Annotated in this window: 18 protein-coding genes; 12 read left to right on the top strand and 6 right to left on the bottom strand. The window is 53.3% G+C overall.

Annotation, left to right across the window (positions count from 1 at the left end; all coding sequences use genetic code 11):
* Nucleotides 1-9: 9 nt before the first annotated feature.
* The 9 genes from L855_RS03470 (at nt 10) to L855_RS03430 (ending at nt 9,518) form a co-directional block, all read left to right on the top strand.
* Nucleotides 10-414, top strand: a complete 405-nt coding sequence (locus L855_RS03470; RefSeq protein ID WP_159784208.1) for an NIL domain-containing protein — start codon at nt 10-12, stop codon at nt 412-414.
* 30 nt (nt 415-444) lie between these two features.
* On the top strand, nt 445-894 hold the full coding sequence (locus L855_RS03465; protein ID WP_159784204.1) for a hypothetical protein: 450 nt from the start codon (nt 445-447) through the stop codon (nt 892-894).
* On the top strand, nt 887-1,234 hold the full coding sequence (locus L855_RS03460; RefSeq protein WP_159784201.1) for a nucleoside triphosphate pyrophosphohydrolase: 348 nt from the start codon (nt 887-889) through the stop codon (nt 1,232-1,234). The genes L855_RS03465 and L855_RS03460 overlap by 8 nt, the downstream gene beginning before the upstream one ends.
* Nucleotides 1,235-1,464: 230 nt before the next feature.
* Nucleotides 1,465-2,367: a DUF928 domain-containing protein gene (locus L855_RS03455; protein ID WP_159784198.1), complete on the top strand. Its 903-nt coding sequence runs from the start codon at nt 1,465-1,467 to the stop codon at nt 2,365-2,367.
* A gap of 88 nt (nt 2,368-2,455) precedes the next feature.
* A complete protein-coding gene (locus L855_RS03450) occupies nt 2,456-4,777 on the top strand; it encodes a CHASE2 domain-containing protein (protein ID WP_159784195.1) in 2,322 nt (773 codons plus the stop codon).
* Nucleotides 4,778-4,862: 85 nt separating this feature from the next.
* Complete coding sequence (locus L855_RS21625) at nt 4,863-5,525, top strand: tetratricopeptide repeat protein (RefSeq protein ID WP_159784192.1); 663 nt, start codon at nt 4,863-4,865, stop codon at nt 5,523-5,525.
* A complete protein-coding gene (locus L855_RS21620; protein ID WP_159784189.1) occupies nt 5,503-8,130 on the top strand; it encodes a CHAT domain-containing tetratricopeptide repeat protein in 2,628 nt (875 codons plus the stop codon). The genes L855_RS21625 and L855_RS21620 overlap by 23 nt, the downstream gene beginning before the upstream one ends.
* A 45-nt stretch (nt 8,131-8,175) precedes the next feature.
* Complete coding sequence (locus tag L855_RS03435) at nt 8,176-8,592, top strand: hypothetical protein (protein WP_159784186.1); 417 nt, start codon at nt 8,176-8,178, stop codon at nt 8,590-8,592.
* Nucleotides 8,589-9,518: a hypothetical protein gene (locus L855_RS03430; RefSeq protein ID WP_159784183.1), complete on the top strand. Its 930-nt coding sequence runs from the start codon at nt 8,589-8,591 to the stop codon at nt 9,516-9,518. The genes L855_RS03435 and L855_RS03430 overlap by 4 nt, the downstream gene beginning before the upstream one ends.
* A 3-nt stretch (nt 9,519-9,521) precedes the next feature.
* Here the strand turns inward: L855_RS03430 and tsaE are convergent, their stop codons facing one another.
* Together tsaE and L855_RS03420 are read right to left on the bottom strand one after the other, a co-directional pair.
* The gene (tsaE, locus tag L855_RS03425; protein ID WP_159784179.1) at nt 9,522-9,992 is read right to left on the bottom strand and encodes a tRNA (adenosine(37)-N6)-threonylcarbamoyltransferase complex ATPase subunit type 1 TsaE; all 471 of its coding nucleotides are present in this window, start codon (nt 9,990-9,992) and stop codon (nt 9,522-9,524) included.
* A gap of 90 nt (nt 9,993-10,082) precedes the next feature.
* Nucleotides 10,083-10,607, bottom strand: a complete 525-nt coding sequence (locus L855_RS03420; RefSeq protein WP_159784176.1) for a hypothetical protein — start codon at nt 10,605-10,607, stop codon at nt 10,083-10,085.
* Between the two features lie 152 nt (nt 10,608-10,759).
* On the opposite strand from L855_RS03420, the gene L855_RS03415 reads away from it, so the two are divergent.
* A complete protein-coding gene (locus L855_RS03415; RefSeq protein WP_246198707.1) occupies nt 10,760-11,275 on the top strand; it encodes a DUF3122 domain-containing protein in 516 nt (171 codons plus the stop codon).
* A 129-nt stretch (nt 11,276-11,404) separates the two neighbouring features.
* Entirely contained in the window at nt 11,405-14,656 is a 3,252-nt protein-coding gene (locus L855_RS03410; RefSeq protein WP_159784173.1) for a glycoside hydrolase family 15 protein, read from the top strand.
* 81 nt (nt 14,657-14,737) lie between these two features.
* Here L855_RS03410 and L855_RS03405 read toward each other — a convergent pair whose 3' ends face one another.
* From L855_RS03405 to L855_RS03395, 3 genes are all read right to left on the bottom strand, one after another.
* On the bottom strand, nt 14,738-15,607 hold the full coding sequence (locus tag L855_RS03405; RefSeq protein WP_159784170.1) for an alpha/beta fold hydrolase: 870 nt from the start codon (nt 15,605-15,607) through the stop codon (nt 14,738-14,740).
* 29 nt (nt 15,608-15,636) lie between these two features.
* A complete protein-coding gene (locus tag L855_RS03400; protein WP_159784167.1) occupies nt 15,637-16,632 on the bottom strand; it encodes a glycosyltransferase family 2 protein in 996 nt (331 codons plus the stop codon).
* 222 nt (nt 16,633-16,854) lie between these two features.
* A complete protein-coding gene (locus L855_RS03395) occupies nt 16,855-17,154 on the bottom strand; it encodes a ferredoxin (RefSeq protein ID WP_159784164.1) in 300 nt (99 codons plus the stop codon).
* Nucleotides 17,155-17,436: 282 nt separating this feature from the next.
* Between L855_RS03395 and L855_RS03390 the strand changes: the two genes are divergently transcribed.
* Nucleotides 17,437-18,468: a Gfo/Idh/MocA family protein gene (locus L855_RS03390; RefSeq protein ID WP_246198706.1), complete on the top strand. Its 1,032-nt coding sequence runs from the start codon at nt 17,437-17,439 to the stop codon at nt 18,466-18,468.
* Here L855_RS03390 and L855_RS03385 read toward each other — a convergent pair.
* Complete coding sequence (locus tag L855_RS03385) at nt 18,442-19,356, bottom strand: AAA family ATPase (RefSeq protein WP_159784158.1); 915 nt, start codon at nt 19,354-19,356, stop codon at nt 18,442-18,444. The genes L855_RS03390 and L855_RS03385 overlap by 27 nt on opposite strands.
* Between the last annotated feature and the right edge of the window lie 22 nt (nt 19,357-19,378).

The following is a 19,378-nucleotide window of genomic DNA, read 5'->3' as shown; positions in this document are numbered from 1 at the left end:
CTGGTTTTCATGAAAAAGCGTGTCACCCTCACCTTCCCCCGCCAATCGGTGCAAATGCCCGTCACCTACCGATTAGCCAAAGACTTTAACATCGCCTCCAACATTATCCGCGCCCAAGTCGCCCCCAATCAAATCGGCAAACTGGTGCTAGAACTATTAGGAGACATCGACGAAATCCACGAAGCCATCGACTGGATGCGGGCCCAAGAAATTTCTGTATCCGTCGCCAGTGGTGAAATCGAAATTGACGAAACCGCCTGCGTCGACTGCGGCCTCTGTACCGGTGTTTGTCCCACCCAAGCCCTATCCCTGCATCCAGAAAGCTTTGAACTGCATTTCACGCGATCGCGCTGTATCGTCTGTGAACAGTGCATCGCCACCTGTCCCGTGCAAGCCATTTCCACCAACCTCTAACCCCTCCTCCGCCATAATCCCAGACGAATTATGGGCCCCTTACATCTTCTGTCGACCGTAAAAACTCGCTCCTGGCTCTCATTCAGCATCTTCTTGCTGGTCTACATCAACCTCGGTTGGCTGCTACAGAATCAGCAGGCCTCCTGGCGTCTCTGGCTGCTGATTCTACTGATGAGCCTTGGCTTAGCAGAAGCCCTCGCCTCCCCTTGGTCTGTTATTCGTAACATTTGCACCCGCTGGTTCAACTCCAGTTTACGGGGCTTCGTCACCGCCATGATAGCTGCCTTTTTAGCCGTCATTCTCCTGACCGAAGTCTCTGTGTTTTCCCATTTAGTGCTGTTAGTCTCGGCAGGCCTACTCTATCGCCTCGATGCCACCATTATGGGCTTAACCGATATCCAAGCCCTCGTCTTGATTTTAATAACGGCACTGTTAGGATTAGGGATTGGCAGTTTAGCATACTTTATTATCTATGGATAACTCTCAAGTATTCCCCCATAAACTGGTTCGCGATCGCATTCCCGAGATTATTAAAAACGCCGGTAAACATTGCCAAATCGAATATCTCAACCAAGAGGACTATCGACAGGCCTTGCGAGACAAACTCATCGAAGAAGCCCAAGAAGCGGCCCAGGCCGACAATGACCATCTCCTCAGCGAACTGGCCGATCTCAGGGAAGTCATAGACGCTCTCCTCACCAGCTATCACATCCCTCCTGAGCGCCTAAAGCACCAACAACAGCAGCGTCACCAAGAACGCGGAGGCTTTGAACAACAGATTCGGCTTTTGCGCGTCTGCGGGCCCGGCGATCGCGGATAACCCCACTCCAGACTTTGAACCCAATCCGCCGAACCTGAGCCTATATTAAAGAGCATCTGAAATTGACGTGGACTGTTGAGAGAATGGCCCCAAACGAACAGATGAGAGAGATAGCGCGCTAGACTCTAACTAAGTACACTCGCTCAATGCATGGGTATTGTGCCGTTGCCATCAAGTGGATATTCAAGGGCGAGCTGACTTCATTATCCTCTTCTGTTTCCCTAGTTACCATGGTTTGCAATCGTGTTCCATCTCTAACATTGAGTTTAGGACTGCTGCTTGGACTCCTGAGTGGCCATCACAGTCCTGTCAAGGCCCAATTTTCCGCCCCCAACTCAGAAACTCCTATCAGTTCCGGGGGACGCACCCTTCAGTTCTCCCCCCCCGATCGCGGCGCTCCAGACTCTGCCGACGGGGGAGCAACTCGGCGATCGGATTGCATTCATGTTGTCCCCCTGATGCCCGTTGATGACCGCAATATCCACTTCGGCTTAACCTATCAAGAGCATCCGAGCTTCTACTGGTACATCGGCAGTGCCAAAGCCGGCTTAGAAAGCGCCAAAATTATCATTGAGCGCGATAACAATCAGGGTGACATCGAAGAAGTCCACCGAGTGAACGTGAGCCTCCCCTCAACCCTCAACGACAGGGAGCATATCTTGCAGTTTTCAGCATCCCCCGACGAACCCGGCTTAGCCGTTGACGAGTTATATCGTTGGTACTTAGAAATTCAATGTAACCCTCTCGATCTCCAAGATCCCACTAGCCTCATGATTTATGAGGGCTGGATTGAGCGAGTTGAGCCAGACGTAGAGATCGCTCAGGGGTCAACCCCTCGGGAGGCCTCCTCAGAGTTAGCCTATCAGTATGGAACAGCCGGGATTTGGTTTGACTATCTTCAGGAGATGGTGAGTACCCTCGATGCTTGGTCATATATCCTCTCGGGCTTTGGTATCATCCAGCCGGAAACGGATGTTGACATTCTCAGAGATGAAACTGAAACCGTCTCAGAGGAACCCAACGTCACCTTCTATCCCCTCGTCCGCCATCCCTCATCCTCAGATGAGACTGACCCCGATGAGACTGACCTCGACCTCGGCCATCACCAAGAGTGGATTCTCGATCTAGAGTAGTCATATCTTGGCTAAATAAGGAGTCGATTAAGGACTCACTAACTTGCCATCTCGGGTGTATCGAATGTTGTTCCCCAACTACAATCTCATGCGGGATAAACTTCGAGGACAGGTTTGGCGGTGGCGAGGCATTTGGGCGATCGCCCCCACCGCCACCGCAATCGTTTTTCTAATACGAGCAACGGGACTCCTCCAAGGCTTAGAACTAGCGGCCTTGGATGTGTTTTTTCGTCTACGTCCCCAGGAAGAGCCAGACAAACGGGTGTTAGTGGTGGGAATTTCCGAAAATGATTTGCAGCAGTACGGTCATCCCATCAATGATCAACTCCTGGCCGAGGCCCTGGAATACATCGCCACCGGCCAACCTCGGGCCATTGGCTTAGATATCTATCGAGATTTACCTGTTCCCCCACCTTACCCAGAGATTGTCCAGCAGTTTCAGCAGCAACCAGAATTACTCACTCAAACTCCCCCCCTAGAACCCGGCTATGCTCAGTTAAACCAGATCTACCGAGACATCGAAAATCTGATCGGCATTGGTAAAGTGACCGGTGGGGTCGATCGCGTGGCCCCGCCTCCCGTCTTAGCTGAACTGGGGCGCGTGGGGGCTAATGATTTACCCCGAGACCAAGATGGCCGCCTACGACGAGCCTTTCTCTATCTCACAGATCCTCAATCCCAAGACGTTGTCCTCAGTATTGGCCTACATCTAGCCCTACTGCACCTCGAACCCTATGGAATTCTGCCTCAAATTACTGACGATGACCGTCAATGGGTCCAACTTGCAGATACCATCTTTGTCCCCCTTTCCAGTGGCGATGGCGGCTATGGCAGCTTTGACGATCGCGGCTACCAAATTTTTATTAACTACCGCAACAATGGCAAAACCTTTGAAACCATTGAACTTCAGGACATTTTAGAGCAGCAAGTTTCCCCAGATATCTTTCGCGATCGCACCATCCTAATTGGCCACACTGCTGAAAGCCTCAAAGACTTTTTTGATACCCCCTTCAGTATTCAAGCCGAGGGCATCCAGAAAACCTCAGGGGTTGAAGTTCACGCCAACGTCGTCAGCCATATTCTCAGTGCCACCCTCGACGGGCGATCGCAAATTCTCACCCTTCCCAAACCCCTCGAATGGGCCTGGATCTTCTCAGCGGCCGTCTCCGGTGCCGCGTTAGCCTGGATTTGGCGCTATAGCGATCGCGCCATGCGCCTATTAGGGCAAATCCTCTCAGGAACCCTGGTGATTGGCATCGCCTATTGGGCCTTTTTACAAGGCTGGTGGATTCCCCTACTGCCCCCCCTCATCGCCCAAAGCCTTGCCGCCCTCAGTATCGTGGCTTACGTGGCCCGCTCGGCGATCGATATTCGCCATACCTTTAGCCGCTACCTCACCGATGAAGTGGTCGCCACCCTCCTAGAAACCCCCGAAGGCTTACGTTTAGGAGGAGAACGGCGCAAAATCACCATTCTCACCTCCGACTTACGAGGGTTCACCAGCATCTCCGAACGACTCCCCCCAGAAGATGTCGTCTCAATCCTCAACATTTATCTCGAAGCCATGGCCGATGCCATCACCAGCTATCAGGGGACTATTGATGAGTTCATGGGAGATGGGATTCTAGTTCTGTTTGGCGCTCCCACCCAACGCTGTGATGATGCCGAGCGAGCCGTCGCCTGTGCCATCGCCATGCAGAAAGCCATGACCCAAGTCAACCAAAAAATGACTGAGTTAGACCTGCCCAACCTAGAAATGGGGATTGGCATCAATACCGGCGAGGTCGTTGTCGGTAACATTGGCTCCCTAAAACGCACCAAATATGGAATTGTCGGCTCTCAAGTCAATTTAACCTATCGCATCGAATCCTATACCGTCGGCGGTCAGATTCTCATTACCGAATCCACCCTCAAGGACGTCGACAGCATCATTGATTTTGATGCTGAAGACAAAGTATGTCCAAAAGGGGTCACCCAACCCATCTCTATTTATTCCGTCGTCGGCATTAGCGGCAAACATAACCTCACCCTATCCCGAGACCAACCGCCTCTCCATGAGCTGAACCCTGCCCTTCCCGTGTCCTTTACCCCCTTACATGGCAAACAATTGAGCGATCGCCACTACCCCGCTGAGCTAATCAAACTCTCTCCCCATGGCGCTCATCTGAGTTCACCCCATGGGGCAGACTTACTCATGAACCTAAGATTTATCATCGATTTGCCCGAATCATTTGGCAAAAGTCCCGAAGAGTTTTACGGCAAAGTTATCAAAGACGATAGCGTCCCCCCCAACTGTTTTGCCATCCGGCTTACCGCCGTCCCCATGGAACTCAAAGCCTATTTTGAGCAGCTTTATGAAGCTGACTGTTCTCAACCTTCGTCGGTGAGTCAATCCCCGTCCTCGACCTAGAATTTGCGTTTTTTTTCATGAATTAACCTGAGTTCGGCTTAACCCGGACTCAGGTTATGCTAGGTTCGGAGCGTTTGCGATCGCGATGACACCAATGGACGAGCAGCGGATTGAGGCATACCTGGAGTTGATTCAAGCACTGTTGAGCTGTCCAGAAGGGCAGGAAGGAGCGGTGTTGCAGGACAATGCCGAGCTGGTGGATGCAGGCTTGGTTCAGGTGATGGGGTTAGTGGCGCAGCAGATGGAGGAAGCAGGCGAGGGAAATGCAGGCTGGCTGCGGCAGTTTGCGGGGCAGTTGGTGCAGGCATTGAGTTCGGCGAGTGCGGGTGAAGTTTCGCAGGATACGCTTCGGTTTGTCGGCCAGGTGATGAGGCAAATCCTGCAAGTGCAGGGCGATCCGATGCAGGTGTATGAATTTTGGCGGGCGAATTTAGCACGATTTAACGAGGACTTTCTAGCAGTACTGCCCGTAGTGTTTCAGCGTTTAAAAACGCACAACTCACCAGAAATCATTGCAGCTGTATTTAATAGTTTTGGCAATTTAATTCAACAGTTTCCCTTGGGTGTTCGGAAGTTGAATCTGGAGCTAGCGATCACCGCCTACGAACGGGCGCTGGAGGTCAGAACCCGCGACGCCTTTCCCGAACAATGGGCAACGACGCAAAACAACCTGGCTAATGCCTACAGCGACCGAATCCGAGGGGAACGGGCCGATAACCTCGAACATGACGCAAAACAACCTGGCTAATGCCTACAGCGACCGAATCCGAGGGGAACGGGCCGATAACCTCGAACAGGCGATCACCGCCTACGAACAGGCGCTGGAGGTCAGGACCCGCGACGCCTTTCCCGAACAATGGGCGATGACGCAAAACAACCTGGCTAATGCCTACAGCGACCGAATCCGAGGGGAACGGGCCGATAACCTCGAACAGGCGATCGCCGCCTACAAACGGGCGCTGGAAGTCTATACCCGCGACACCTTTCCCGAACAATGGGCAGGGACGCAAAACAACCTGGCAGCAGCCTACAGCAACCGAATCCGAGGGGAACGGGCCGACAACCTCGAACAGGCGATCGCCGCCTACAAACGGGCGCTGGAAGTCTATACCCGCGACACCTTTCCCGAACAATGGGCAGGGACGCAAAACAACCTGGCAGCAGCCTACAGCAACCGAATCCGAGGGGAACGGGCCGACAACCTCGAACAGGCGATCGCCGCCTACAAACGGGCGCTGGAAGTCTATACCCGCGACACCTTTCCCGAACAATGGGCAGGGACGCAAAACAACCTGGCAGCAGCCTACAGCAACCGAATCCGAGGGGAACGGGCCGACAACCTCGAACAGGCGATCGCCGCCTACAAACGGGCGCTGGAAGTCTATACCCGCGACACCTTTCCCGAACAATGGGCAGGGACGCAAAACAACCTGGCAGCAGCCTACAGCAACCGAATCCGAGGGGAACGGGCCGACAACCTCGAACAGGCGATCGCTGCCTACGAACAGGCGCTGGACGTCTATACCCGCGACGCCTTTCCCGAAAAATGGGCAACGACACAAAACAACCTGGCAGCAGCCTACAGCGACCGAATCCGAGGGGAACGGGCCGACAACCTCGAACAGGCGATCGCCGCCTACGGACAGGCGCTGGACGTCTATACCCGCGACGCCTTTCCGCAGGGATGCCGCATAACATCGCGTTCGCTTGGCAATCTCCAAGCCGAACGCCAGAACTGGCACGCCGCCACCACTGCTTACGGTCAAGCCCTCGCTGCTGCCGAAACTCTGTACGCTGCCTGCCTCCTGCTCGATAGCCGTGCCGCCGAACTCAAAGAAACCGCCGACCTTCCCCGTCGCACTGCCTACGCCTACGCCAAAACAGGACAATTTGATCGCGCGTTTGCCACCATCGAACGCGGACGCGCCCGTGGTCTCAGCGAAACCCTAGACCGAGATCGCGCTGACCTGCAACAACTGCAACAGCAACGCCCCGACCTCTACGATCGCTACCGCGACATCACCAACCAACTCCGCAACCTCGAAAGCCTGCAACGCGATCGCAGTCTATCCGACCAGCGCAACGAACTCACCCCAGAAGAACATCGCACCACCGCCCAATCCCTCAACCAGCAACTTCGCGAGACAATTGAGCAAATCCAGCAAACTCCCGGCTACAAAACCTTCCTGAAACCTACTGAATTCAACAACATTCAGCGCGACTTACTGTCCGATCACCCCGTCGTTTACCTCGTCACCACCCCTAACGGTAGCCTCGCTCTCATCGTCACGCGCGACACCATCCAAGAACTCTGGCTCGATGACTTCACTGAGACTCAGTTACAAGAAATTCTCTTCGGTCCAGCAGACGATCCCGAATTAACACGTTGGTTTGGGGCGTACAATCCTTCCTTTGACGATCGCGATAGCTGGTTCAACGAAATTGAACGTGGCACTCGTCAACTCTGGGACACACTCATGTCTCCCCTCATCGATCGCCTCAAAACCCAAAACCACCACCGCGCTACCCTTATCCCCACTGGCTACCTCAGCCTCCTCCCCCTCCACGCTGCCTGGACACACGACGACAGTAAACCCACCGGCAAACGCTATGCCCTCGACGAGATCGCCTTCACCTACGCCCCCAACGCCCAATCTCTCATCGCCGCCCGCGCGATCGCCGATCGCCACCCCAACCCCGACTCGATTTTGGCGATCGAAAACCCGACCGAAGACATTACCTACTCCAAACTGCCAACCACCGCCGCACTCGAAAGCTTCCCCGAAGCCAATCGCCAACACCTCCAGACCGTTCATGCGAAGACACAAAAGGTTCGAGAGGCACTCTCTGGAGAATACGCCGTCGTCAACTTCTACTGCCACGGAACCGCGAACTTCAACGAACCCTTAACCAGCGGACTGCTCATGAACGACGATTTGCTGACCCTGGCTCAGATTTTCGAGCTGAATCTGACCGAACGCGGCAGCGGCGGCATTCGTCTCGCCATTCTCTCTGCCTGCGAGACGGGCTTACCCGGCATCGAACTCGCTGACGAGGCGCTCGGCTTACCCGTGGGCATGATGCAAGCTGGAGTTGCTGCCGTCATTGCCTCGCTGTGGTCGGTCTCTGACCTCAGCACCTCGCTACTCCTCCGCAAGTTCTATCAACTCTGGCGTAACCACAAACTCGAACCCAGTGAAGCCCTGCGCCAAGCCCAAATCTGGCTGCGCGACAGCACGAACGGCGAAATTGCCGCTGAATTTCCCGACTACGAGGAGGAATATATCGGCGATGGCGATCGCGATCTCGCTCACCCCTTCCACTGGAGCGCCTTCAGCTATCTTGGGGTGTAAACTTTATTGCAACAACGATTCCCGAAAGTTCTGAACTGTTCGCCCATGTCTAAATCGAATAAAATCATCGATGCTGCCCGTGCCATTCGTTCCGAACTCGAAACTATTCTTGGCGATCGAGATACTGCCCAAAAAATTGATCGTGAACTTAATGATCTACTCAATGTTCCCGACCCCACCCTTAATTTAAAGCAGATCAAGCAACTGCTAAATAGCAATCAAAAAACGAAGGGATGGGTTAAGCAGAAGCTCAGCAGTAGTACAAAAAGCCTGGGGTATCAAGGATTACCTGGGATGCCAAGCACGCGATTGCAGACTCAAAAATACCATTGTTCCGAGAAGGGATGTGATTTCGTCTGGTCGCGTCGAAACCTCGCTCAAGCGATTCCCAAATGTCCCCACCATAACGTGACACTCATTGCATTTGAGGACGATTCCCCCTCATCGGAAGCAGAATTATGAGTGCGAAAGTCTTTGAAGGAGCCATCAGTAAGGTCTCCGAGCGTTGGTTGCCCAATATCCTTGGCTCGCCGTTACTATTCTGGGTCGGGGTTTTCCTGCTGTACATCTACTCACTTGAGAACAATTGGCAAGATTTTTTTCAGGAATTTTCCACGTATGATGACTCCAAGCAGCTCGTTATTGTCGGATTAGCTTTGAGCGCGATCATTGCATCTGATTTTATTGTTCGGCAGTTCGAGTTCCCCTGTCTACGAATCCTTGAAGGCTACTGGTTCGCCTGGACAAACCCACTGCGTAAACGCTTAATTCGCTACTGGGAAAACTACCAAAACCAACTCGAACAGGACTTTAGCAAACTCGATACCCAGAAGGAACTCACTGCCGACGAGTCTCAAAAACTCATTAAGCTCATCACCCAACTCGAACGACTGCCACTCAATGTAACGGCTAGCCACAACCCTGACCTGATGCCCACCCGTCTCGGGAACATCCTCCGCGCCTACGAACGCAAACCCACAGAAAAATACGGACTCGATGCGATCGTCTGCTGGTCGCGACTCTGGCTGCTCCTCCCCGATCCCGTCAAACTCGACCTCACTAGCGCCCGCAGCGACCTCAACTCCGCCGTTCGTCTGTGGATTTGGGGCATTCTGTTTGCCACCTGTGGATGGTTACTGAACCCGATCGCAATTCCCATTGGTTTATTGGTGGCAGTGTTAGCTTACTATTTCTGGATGTTGCCCGCCGCACAGGTGTACGGCATCCTCATCGACGCGACGTTCGACACTCACCGCCACTTACTCTACGAAGCCCTCCGCTTCCCCCAACCAGAAAGCCCCAAAACCGAAGCTGAGCAAGGGCAACAACTCACCCAGTACTTACTCGGAACCTTCCGCCCCGATTCATTTCAGAAACCAACTGACTAACCCTTAAAAATCCGCAGTTAACCGCGTCCAAACCGCACATAAATCCGGCGTTCCCGAAACTTGCACTTGCCGAGCCTCATCCCGATACAACAAATGCAACGTCAAATACGAGTCAGGCAACTCCCGTAAACGCTCAGCCCATTCAACCACCATCAACCCCGGTTCAACTTCCCAACCTTCCCAGTACAACTGAGGCTGTAACCCCTGAACCTCAGACGAATCAAGGCGATATAAATCCAAATGGTACAGAGGAATGCGACCCTCATCATACTCATTGATGAGCGTAAACGTGGGGCTAACAATGCGATCGCCAATCCCCAACCCCGCACCAATGCCCTGCACCAGAGTTGTTTTACCGGCCCCTAACTCCCCTTGCAACAGTAGAGTTGTGCCAGGGGGGAGAGTTTGGCCCAATTGCACCCCCAGCCGGTGGGTGGCGTCAGCATTGGCAAGAAATAGAGTCGGCGAGGTCATGGAATAATGAATAACAGATCATTGTAGACAATTCAGATGTCAGGAGGGCAATCGCTCAAAGACTTGCCTCAACGACTTGTAAGCGGCCTCCTAATCCCCGTAATACCCCTCAGGCGTAATTAAATACGTCGTCCAATCCGGCTCCTCCCCCGGCTCTGAGGGGCCATACTTGCCTAAACGCCAGGTTTTGCCCTCCTTTTGTCCTTGTAAATAGAGATCAAACGGTTGTTTGGGGCGAGTCACGGTCCCTCTGGGCAACTCAATCGTCAGGCGATAGGTTCCCCGCAGATGATACCCTGGTAACTCTTGAATCATCACTGGGGCATTCTCCGTCACCTTAACCCGATCCACGCTCCAGGTGGGGTTCTGACTTAGACGTAACTGGGAGGTGAGTTGGCCCTGAGTTTGTTCGAGTTGTAAGGAAATCGCATCCGCCACTAAGTCCGTATCAAAGAAAATCGGTACAGCAGAACAGGCCGCCAAGGCGATCGCCAACAGACTCATCCCAACCCATAGCCTTAGTCCCTTCCAATATGCCGCCAACACCGTCATCCCTCGTAAGTTCAAGGCAAACCTATCATACAGCACGGACAAGATGGCATAATCCAGCGCCAACAGATCCCACTGCTGCGGCTTGCGTCACGAGACGTGAACCCAGAGCCAGGGAAAGCACGTTAAAATCTCAAAACAGCGTTGCATTTTTGAGGTTGACTGTGAACGATAAAGACCCAGATTTCTTGCAAACATGCGGCTCCTGGACGTGCATCTTGCCTCAAACCTTACGCCAAACCCTGTTCGTCCTTGCGAGTTTGCTCATCCTGCTTGGTGGCTCCTTCTACGGTGTGCCGAGCCAATCCATGGCCCAGGCGGCTCCCATGCAACAACAAACGGAGGCCCCCGGACAGGTCATTTACCAAACCCGTCATCGCCTCAAAGACAGTTTAGGGAACTCCTGGCAGGTGATTTTCTACAAACGAGTGGCCGAGGGGGAAGAGACTCGGAATCTCAATCTACGTCTAGCTGGATTTCCCGGTGCGGTTGAGTTTCAGCATCCCCAACCCCTAATCCTAACCACCTCACGGGGGGAAATCTTAGAAGCCGCTGATGACTTTGCCGAGGAGGCCCCAGCCCCCAATATCGGTGAATATGATGTCCGGGCGATCGCCAATCGTCTCCCCTCTCGCAGTTCCCTGGAGTTAACCCTTCCCCTCAAAGAACGAGCGGCCAGTTTGCAAATTCCCCTCCCTGTCGTCCTAGAATGGCAAGATATTCTGAAAAAATAGTTTTCTATTCCCTGTTCCCTTCTTTTGCCTACTGCCTAGGGCGACCACAGCTCGGCTATCGCTCGCTGACCGCAAGGGTACGCCCCTACGTCTTTTCTTTTCCCTGTTCCCTATTCCCTGTTCCCTACCATGCTCAACCCCCAACTCGATCGCCTCTATCACGAAATTAAAGGGGTTATCCTCGCTAAACAACATCCCGTCAGTGGCTTGCTACCGGCGAGTACAGCCGTCAATGAACATGGTAACTACACCGATGCCTGGGTTCGGGATAATGTCTACAGTATCCTTGCCGTCTGGGGACTCGCCCTGGCCTACCGCAAAATTGACACGGAACAGGGACGGGCCTACGAACTTGAACAGAGTGTGGTCAAGTTAATGCGTGGTTTGTTGCGATCGATGATGAGCCAGGCTAACAAAGTCGAACGGTTTAAACATACCCAAGACCCCCTCGATGCCCTTCATGCCAAGTATGACACCAGCAACGGCAATCCCGTAGTCGCCGATCATGAATGGGGCCATTTACAGATTGATGCCACCGCTGTGTTTCTGCTGATGCTGTCTCAGATGACCGCCTCGGGGTTACAAATTGTCTTTAATTTGGATGAGGTGAACTTTGTCCAAAACTTGGTCTATTACATTGGCCGCACCTACCGCACCCCCGATTATGGCATTTGGGAACGGGGCAACAAAATCAACCATGGCAAGCCGGAACTCAACGCCAGTTCCGTGGGGATGGCAAAAGCGGCCCTAGAGGCGATGCAAGGGATTAACCTGTTTGGATCTCGTGGCGATCAAGCCTCAGTGATTCATGTGGTTCCCGATGACATTGCCCGCGCTCGCATTACCCTCGAAGCTTTACTCCCTCGGGAATCCAACTCTAAGGAAGTCGATGCAGCCTTGTTGAGTGTGATTGGCTTCCCCGCCTTTGGAGTCGAGGATAGCCAGTTGCGCGATCGCACCCACCGCAAAATTGTCGATAAACTGCAAGGCAACTACGGCTGTAAACGCTTCTTGCGGGACGGTCACCAGACGGTGATTGAGGATAGTAACCGTCTTCACTATGAACCCCAGGAACTTCAGCAATTTGAGAATATCGAATGTGAATGGCCCCTCTTCTTTTGCTATTTATATCTCAATCATCTCTTTATGGGTAATACCGAGAAAGCCCATAAATATGGAGAGAAGATTAAAAGTATTTTAGTCGAGAAACATGGCTGGAAATTACTTCCAGAACTTTACTACGTTCCCGAAAACTTACTCGATGCTGAACGGAAAAATCCCCATACTCAACCTCGTTTACCCAATGAAAATATCCCCTTAGTTTGGGCGCAAAGTCTCTATTGGTTGGGCGAAATCATTGAAATGGGTCTGATTGATTTAGGAGACATCGACCCCCTTGGACGGCATTTACATCGACGCAAACCTCATCCTTCGGTGGTTCAGGTGGCGTTACTAGCGGAAGATGCCGCCTTACAAGATGAATTAGCAGGCTATGGTATTGCCACCGAAACTCTGGCGGAAATTGAACCGATTAAGCTCAGCGATGCGCAAGAACTGGCTTGGATTTATCACCAAGTCGGGCGCAATGATAAATTAAATTTGAGCGGGCGACCAATTCGCTTAGTCCGTAGTTTGACCACGGCTCAAGTGTTTCGGATTCGGGGGGAACGGGTAATGTTTTTACCCTCGTTTGTGAACCCACAACAGTTTTATATCACCCTCGATTATCACTTTCTCATTGCTCAAATTGAAAGTGAAATTTCCTATATTTCTCGCCATTGGTACAACTTAGGTCGTCCCACCCTCATTCTGATGCTGACGCGTCAACTGGTGGAAACGGGTCAAGAACCCCTGCTACAACTGATGTTGCAATTGCGGGAGGGGGATTGTAAGGGAACCCCCGTTCGTTTGGGGTCTCTCAATCAGTTACTCCTAACCGCCGGGAGTGAACGCATTGATGATTTAGAAGACTTTGAGTTCTCCCAACCCAGCCAAAAGGAAGCCGAAGTCTCCAGCGCCTATCTTCTCTATAACCCAGCTCACAGTCAGCCCCTGACCCCCACCCAAGAGTTTAGCCTCGAATGTGAACGGGATAGCCAGGTGCTGTTGGAGGGGTTGCGTAGGTCTCAGAACCCCTATGAACAGGTGGAAATTCTGCGAACTCTGGTCAGTTTAGAAGGTTTAGAGTTTGATACTGGCTTGGGGGGCGATCGCCCGGTAACGGTGGCAGATTTACTCGAAGAACTCTACAACAAAGCCAGTCATCGCGACGCCAGCAACGCCGGTGAGGTTGATTGGTCCGTAGTGCGCTATGCGGCGGGACTATTGGGGAAAGCCAGCCTCGGCTTAACGGAAGCCGTCACGGATATTGTGGTGCGTCAGAAACAGTTGGCCATCGGCAAATCCTATAGTGAAGAGTCGATTATTACCAGTCCCCTGCCTCATAATGAGTTGATGGAGAAGATTAGCCGCTTCTGTCATGAAGATGTGCGCGATCGCGTCCTCACCCAAGAAATCGCCATCTATTTAGGCTTGATGATTCAGGCCGAACCCAGTTTGTTTGACGGCTTACTCACCCTGCGGGTGGGCTATCTGATTTTGCTGTTAACCAGCGAGATTGTCAGTGAGTTTGGCATGACTCAGGATGAAGCCTATGGCAAACTGATGCAGTTGAGTCCCTTCGAGATTCAAACCCGCCTCCGGGGGGCGATCGCCGGCTACACAGGCTTTAACCGCCGTCTGCAACAGCAGGAATCTCTCCATATCAAATCTAGCAGCAGCACCATTGACTGGCGGGTGTTGCCCGAAGACATGACCGAGGAAACTCCCCCCGATGACTGGTTACGCCAACGTCAGCGGGATGGGGCCGCCGGCCGGGTTCCGAAACAGTTTTATCCCCGAGTCTGGCAAATCCTCAACCATTGTAAGGGCCTGGTGATTGGGGACAAACTCGAAAGCCGCAACCGCATCGAGAGTGAATATATCTTGGCGGAGATGACCCCCGGCGAGAAAAATTTTGCCCTGCGGGTGGAACGGTTATTAAACAAAATTCCTGCCCCCCAATATCGTCATCTCACCATCGAAGCCTTGATGGAGTTACAGGCGATTTTTGCCCGCAACCCAGAATTAGAAATCGATGACTACATCATCTTAGATGTACTCATTGGCCATGCGGTGCGCCTATCTTGGCAACAGCGCTATCCCGAGCGCATTGACCGCTACGATGAAGACCGCGCCGCCGCCTGGAGTCATTTCTATGAGGCTTCCCCCTCGATTTGCGCCCAGTTCATCGCCCAAGCCTTTGAGTTTCTCAGTCAGGAACGCTCAAAATTGGAACAGGGAGAGGAACCACGTAGGGGCGTACCCTTGTGGTCGCCCTAGGGAACAGGGAACAGGGAACAGGGAGAACCCACCCCGCCCTCCGGGCACCCCTCCCAGGAGGGGAGAGAGGTAGGGGCGCGCTTAGTCTGGGGGGTCGTCTTGGGGGCGGGCGAGAATGGCTTCGAGGTGGTGCAGTAAATCCTCGGTCTGTTCCAACATGGACATATGGCCGCAACTGTCGAGTTCAATTACATTGGCCCCGCAACAACGTTTAAACAACGTATGGAAGCTGGCCAAATGATGGACATATTTCGGTTCCATAATCTTGTCTTTGGCCCCGGCGATGAAATACACCGGCTGCTGGAGTTGGGAAACAATATGAGGGAGGCGATGGACTTCCCCCTCCGTGGTGGAGTCCAGAAGCGCCCCTAAGGCTGCCTCAGGATGGGCCGCTACCCAATCAATCACCCGTTGCTGACCCCAGACAAAGGGGAGGGGTTTGGCGACGGCAGCGCGGGTAAACAGCCAACACATTAGGGACACTTGGCTAAACCAACGCCATCGCCATTGAACAATGCGCTGGCCCACCGCTCGGAAACGTTCAAACTCTTCTTTGAGATAAATTCCTCCCCCAGCGTTGAGACAGATAACTCCTTTGACTCGTTGGGGGAATAAATGAGCCGTCCAGAGGGCCAAGGTGCCCCCCAGAGAATGACCCACAAGCCAAACATCCTGGAGATTGAGCTGTTCGAGCAGGTGATCTAAGTCCTTGGCGTAGTCGGCGGGACTATAGCCGAGACTGTTGGGGGAATCTGGAGAGAGTTGGGAGTCTCCGAAGCCGCGCAGATCATAACTTAAGCATTGGTGCGATCGCGATAGGCGATCGATGGCAGGCTGCCAATAGTGACGACTGAGCAGCCAACCGTGGATAAAGACTAAAACAGAGCCGGTAGGGACGGGATCACTTAACTCGTAAACGTGTTTGACCCCGAGGATGTCAATGGTTGCCATACCTACCATCATACCGCTCAGGGGGCAGATTAGTTGCCTTGACGCATCTGTTCCATGTAGGAGCGAGGGGTCATTTGGCGGGCCAGAGTCCAGAGTTGCTCCCGTGGGCCAGAGGGAACGTAGGACATCAACAAGCCAAAGAGGGCTTTACGGCTAGAGGGATGCTGTTCTCGGTAGGTTCGCAACATCTTCCGTCCCGGCTGGGGCTGATTGCCCTCGATATAGCGTAAGCCTAATAACAGTTGCGTGTCTTGGAGTCGTTGCTGGCGATTGGCTTCCACGGCAGGGGCATCCTGAAAGTGGAAATACTCTAGGTAGTTGAGTTTGTCTTCGAGGTAGCGGATATCCCGCTGGATACTCTGCTGTTCGGCGTGAACCCGATAGTCCATCAACCGTTCATCGAGGTAATAGCCGACCTTTCCGGCCAGGGCTAAGCGCACTAATAAGTCGTTATCTTCGCAGTTTTGCAAATCTGGGCGCATGAAGCCTACATCGTCTAAGGCGGCTTTACGAAAGAGGGTGCAGCCCACTTGTAAACTCTGGCGAATAAAGACCACCTCTAAGAGGTTCTCAATCACACCGGTTTTCAGGGATTCCCGTCCCCAATAGCGGGAGTTTTGTTCTGTGGCGTCAAGATCGCGCTGATTCGAGTCATTGATCAGCCAATGGTCACAACTGACAAAGTCCACCTGAGGATGAGCGTCTAACACCGCCACCATCTGAGTGAGGAACTCCGGGGTGAGGCGATCGTCATCATCGAACTTGATGAAGTAGTCCCCCTCGGCGGCGTCAAATCCCGATCGCATATTATTACTTTTGCCAATATTTTGAGGATGACGCACATAGCGAACCCGCTCATCCTGGGCTTCATAGGCGCTCATCAAGCTGGGGGTCTCATCTTGAGAGCCATCGTCACAGACAATCAGTTGCCAATCTTGAAAGGATTGCTTGAGAACACTGTCAACCGCGAAGGGAAGCAGGCCGTGACGGTTATAGGTGGGGATACAAACGCTAACTTTAGGCATTGAGGGGGGTAAGACGTCAGGATTTTGCCATTCTTCGCCAGTCCGGGGCGATTGTCTCTAGTATAGTTCCCCTCTTTAGGAGGCCGTCACCGGAGGTTCGGCCGCGAAAAACCCGCTGCGGAAGCGGATGGCTTCGTTGCGGGTTGGGATAGCGTCGAGGTCGCTAAGATATTTAGACGCTGGCCGACCAATACAGCCAGCGTCGCACCTGAAAAAACTCGTTTAGTACAGTGCTTCTTCTTGGTGGGTTTCGATGGTGCAGTCAGAGGTGGGGTAAGCCACGCAAGTCAGCACATAACCCGCTTCGATCTGGTCATCATCGAGGAAGGACTGGTCAGACTGATCGATACCCCCTTCGGTGATTTTACCGGCGCAGGTCGAGCAAGCACCCGCACGGCAGGAGTAGGGCAGATCCAACCCTTGCTCTTCGGCAACATCGAGGATGTACTCGTCATCGGGAACTTCGATCGTCGTGTTGAGACCTTGCTCTTCGTTAACGAGCGTGACCTTGTAAGTAGCCATGAAATGATCCTCTCTATATCTATAAGTTTTCCTAATCTAACAAATCGGAGTCTTAGGCCCCGATCCGCGTTGTTTAGGTATCTCCTATCTCTGATATTACGGGAAAAGCTAACGGATGCAACCCCCAACTCGGGAATCTTTGTAACGAAATTTATTATAACAATTCCTAATTCAATGTGGATTTGCTTATGGATCGCCTCTGAGGGATTGGAGAACTTGGAGTTGCCAGTATCTCAGCATGAGCGACTGAAGGCTTGCACAGAACTGGGTTAGAGTTAGTCTATGGCGCTCACTGGGGATAGAGTCAGAGAAATGCTGCGTGAACAGCCGATTCGGGTAGGTTTGGTCGGAACAGGGTTTGTGGCCCGCTGGCGATCGCAGGCCTTGCTAGGGGATGAGCGGGCCGAGTTAGTGGCAGTGGCAGGCCGGGATTGGCAAAGCAGCCATGAGTTTACCCAGGACTGGGGGGGCGTTCCCTATGGTCATTGGCAAGAGCTGGTCGATCGCCCGGATCTGGATTTGATCCTCATCTCTAGTGTGAATCATCACCGGGGGGCGATCGCCCAAGCGGCCCTAGAGCAACAAAAACACGTCGTCGCTGAATATCCCCTAGCCCTCATCTCCGCCCAGGCCCAGGCGCTTCTGAGCCTGGCGCAGCAGCAGCAGAGGCTGTTACACATTGCCCATATTGAATTACTTGGGGGCTTACACCAAGCCTTTGTAGACCATCTGCCCCATCTCGGAGGTGTCAGCGATCTGCGCTACTGCACCATTAATCCCAAACATCCCGCGCCTCGCCGTTGGACTTATTCCATAGAGCAGTTTGGCTTTCCCTTCATCGGCGCGTTGTCCCGGCTGCATCGTCTCATTTCAGTCTTGGGTCAAGTGGAGTCGGTGACGGCTCAAGCTCGTTTTTGGCCGGAAACCCAGGTGGAGTACTACCAGGCCTGTTTATGTAAAGCCCAGTTGCAGTTTTGTTCTGGGGTCTTTGCCGATGTTATTTACGGGAAGGGAGATCGCTTCCTAGTCAAAGAGCATCTCCTAGAAGCTCGTGGCGTGGGGGGAGTCCTGCGTCTGACCCCGGATGAGGGACAACTCGACCAAGGAACCCATCAGCAGAGCATTGCCATCGGCTCACGTCGGGGTCTCTTTGCCCAGGATACCCGGCGGGTTTTAGACTATCTCTGCCAGGGACGGCCCCTATATCTTGACCCTCGCTCTAGCCTTTATAGTCTGACCGTGGCCGAGGCCATTCGCCTAGCCGTCGAACGGGATGCCCCAGTTCGTCTAGGGTATGGGGACCGTCTCCAATAGACGGGCAATAATGGCATCCCCCTTACGACCCCCAGCGGGAATCAGACGGTGGGTGAGGACATAGGGGGCCATGAACTTAACATCATCGGGACTGGTGTAGGTGCGCCCTTCTAAGAAGCTATAGGCTTGGCTGGCTCGCTGTAGGGACACCACACCCCGAGGACTGACCCCAAGGGTCACGTCGTCATCAACGCGGGTGCTGCGGACCAAATCCACCATGTACTGTTGTAGGGCTGGTTCTACGGTAATCTGAGCCACCTGGCGACTGAGCTGATGTAATTCCTCAAGACTGAGACAGGGGGTTAACTCGTCAACGGAGATGCGGCTGCTGAGTCCTTGCAGCATTTGCAGTTCCTCCTGTTCCGTGGGGTAGCCCAGGGAGAGGGAGAGCATGAAGCGGTCCATTTGTGCTTCCGGGAGCGGGAAAGTGCCTTGATATTCAATGGGGTTCTGGGTGGCGATGGCGAAAAATGGCTGGGGGACGGCGCGGGATTTGCCATCGACGGTAACTTGTTTTTCTTCCATCACCTCTAAGAGGGCGGATTGGGTGCGGGGGGTGGCCCGATTGATTTCGTCGGCCAGTAGGACATTGGCGAAGACGGGGCCCGGCAAAAACTCAAAACTGCCGCTGCGGGGGTTCCAGATGTTGGTTCCGGTGATGTCAGTGGGCAGGAGGTCGGGGGTGCATTGAATGCGCTGGAATTTACCGCCGATGGATTGGGCGAGGGATTTGGCTAGTAGGGTTTTACCGACACCAGGGACATCTTCGAGCAGGGCATGGCCTCCAGCGAGGAGGGCAACAATGACGAGACGGACGGCTTGGTCTTTACCCACAAGGGTTTTACCAAGATTGTCACGCAGTCGCTGGAGAGATGTCAGATGATCCATAGTGGTGTAAGCAAGGTCAAAG

It is taken from the genome of Sodalinema gerasimenkoae IPPAS B-353 (genome assembly GCF_009846485.1).
In the GTDB taxonomy this organism is placed as follows: Bacteria; Cyanobacteriota; Cyanobacteriia; order Cyanobacteriales; family Geitlerinemataceae; genus Sodalinema; species Sodalinema gerasimenkoae.
The sequence above is the reverse complement of the archived record's forward strand: the minus strand, read 5'-3'. Positions and strand labels throughout refer to the sequence as shown.

Bases quoted from the DNA above. Each gene is read 5' to 3' on its own strand.
- L855_RS03465 (WP_159784204.1), top strand. From the start codon at position 445: ATGGGCCCCTTACATCTTCTGTCGACCGTAAAAACTCGCTCCTGGCTC.
- L855_RS03395 (WP_159784164.1), bottom strand. From the start codon at position 17,154: ATGGCTACTTACAAGGTCACGCTCGTTAACGAAGAGCAAGGTCTCAAC.
- L855_RS03405 (WP_159784170.1), bottom strand. From the start codon at position 15,607: ATGGCAACCATTGACATCCTCGGGGTCAAACACGTTTACGAGTTAAGT.
- tsaE (WP_159784179.1), bottom strand. From the start codon at position 9,992: ATGACCTCGCCGACTCTATTTCTTGCCAATGCTGACGCCACCCACCGG.
- L855_RS03390 (WP_246198706.1), top strand. From the start codon at position 17,437: ATGGCGCTCACTGGGGATAGAGTCAGAGAAATGCTGCGTGAACAGCCG.
- L855_RS21620 (WP_159784189.1), top strand. From the start codon at position 5,503: ATGACGCAAAACAACCTGGCTAATGCCTACAGCGACCGAATCCGAGGG.
- L855_RS03450 (WP_159784195.1), top strand. From the start codon at position 2,456: ATGCGGGATAAACTTCGAGGACAGGTTTGGCGGTGGCGAGGCATTTGG.
- L855_RS03400 (WP_159784167.1), bottom strand. From the start codon at position 16,632: ATGCCTAAAGTTAGCGTTTGTATCCCCACCTATAACCGTCACGGCCTG.
- L855_RS21625 (WP_159784192.1), top strand. From the start codon at position 4,863: ATGACACCAATGGACGAGCAGCGGATTGAGGCATACCTGGAGTTGATT.
- L855_RS03385 (WP_159784158.1), bottom strand. From the start codon at position 19,356: ATGGATCATCTGACATCTCTCCAGCGACTGCGTGACAATCTTGGTAAA.
- L855_RS03455 (WP_159784198.1), top strand. From the start codon at position 1,465: ATGGTTTGCAATCGTGTTCCATCTCTAACATTGAGTTTAGGACTGCTG.
- L855_RS03435 (WP_159784186.1), top strand. From the start codon at position 8,176: ATGTCTAAATCGAATAAAATCATCGATGCTGCCCGTGCCATTCGTTCC.
- L855_RS03470 (WP_159784208.1), top strand. From the start codon at position 10: ATGAAAAAGCGTGTCACCCTCACCTTCCCCCGCCAATCGGTGCAAATG.
- L855_RS03460 (WP_159784201.1), top strand. From the start codon at position 887: ATGGATAACTCTCAAGTATTCCCCCATAAACTGGTTCGCGATCGCATT.
- L855_RS03410 (WP_159784173.1), top strand. From the start codon at position 11,405: ATGCTCAACCCCCAACTCGATCGCCTCTATCACGAAATTAAAGGGGTT.
- L855_RS03430 (WP_159784183.1), top strand. From the start codon at position 8,589: ATGAGTGCGAAAGTCTTTGAAGGAGCCATCAGTAAGGTCTCCGAGCGT.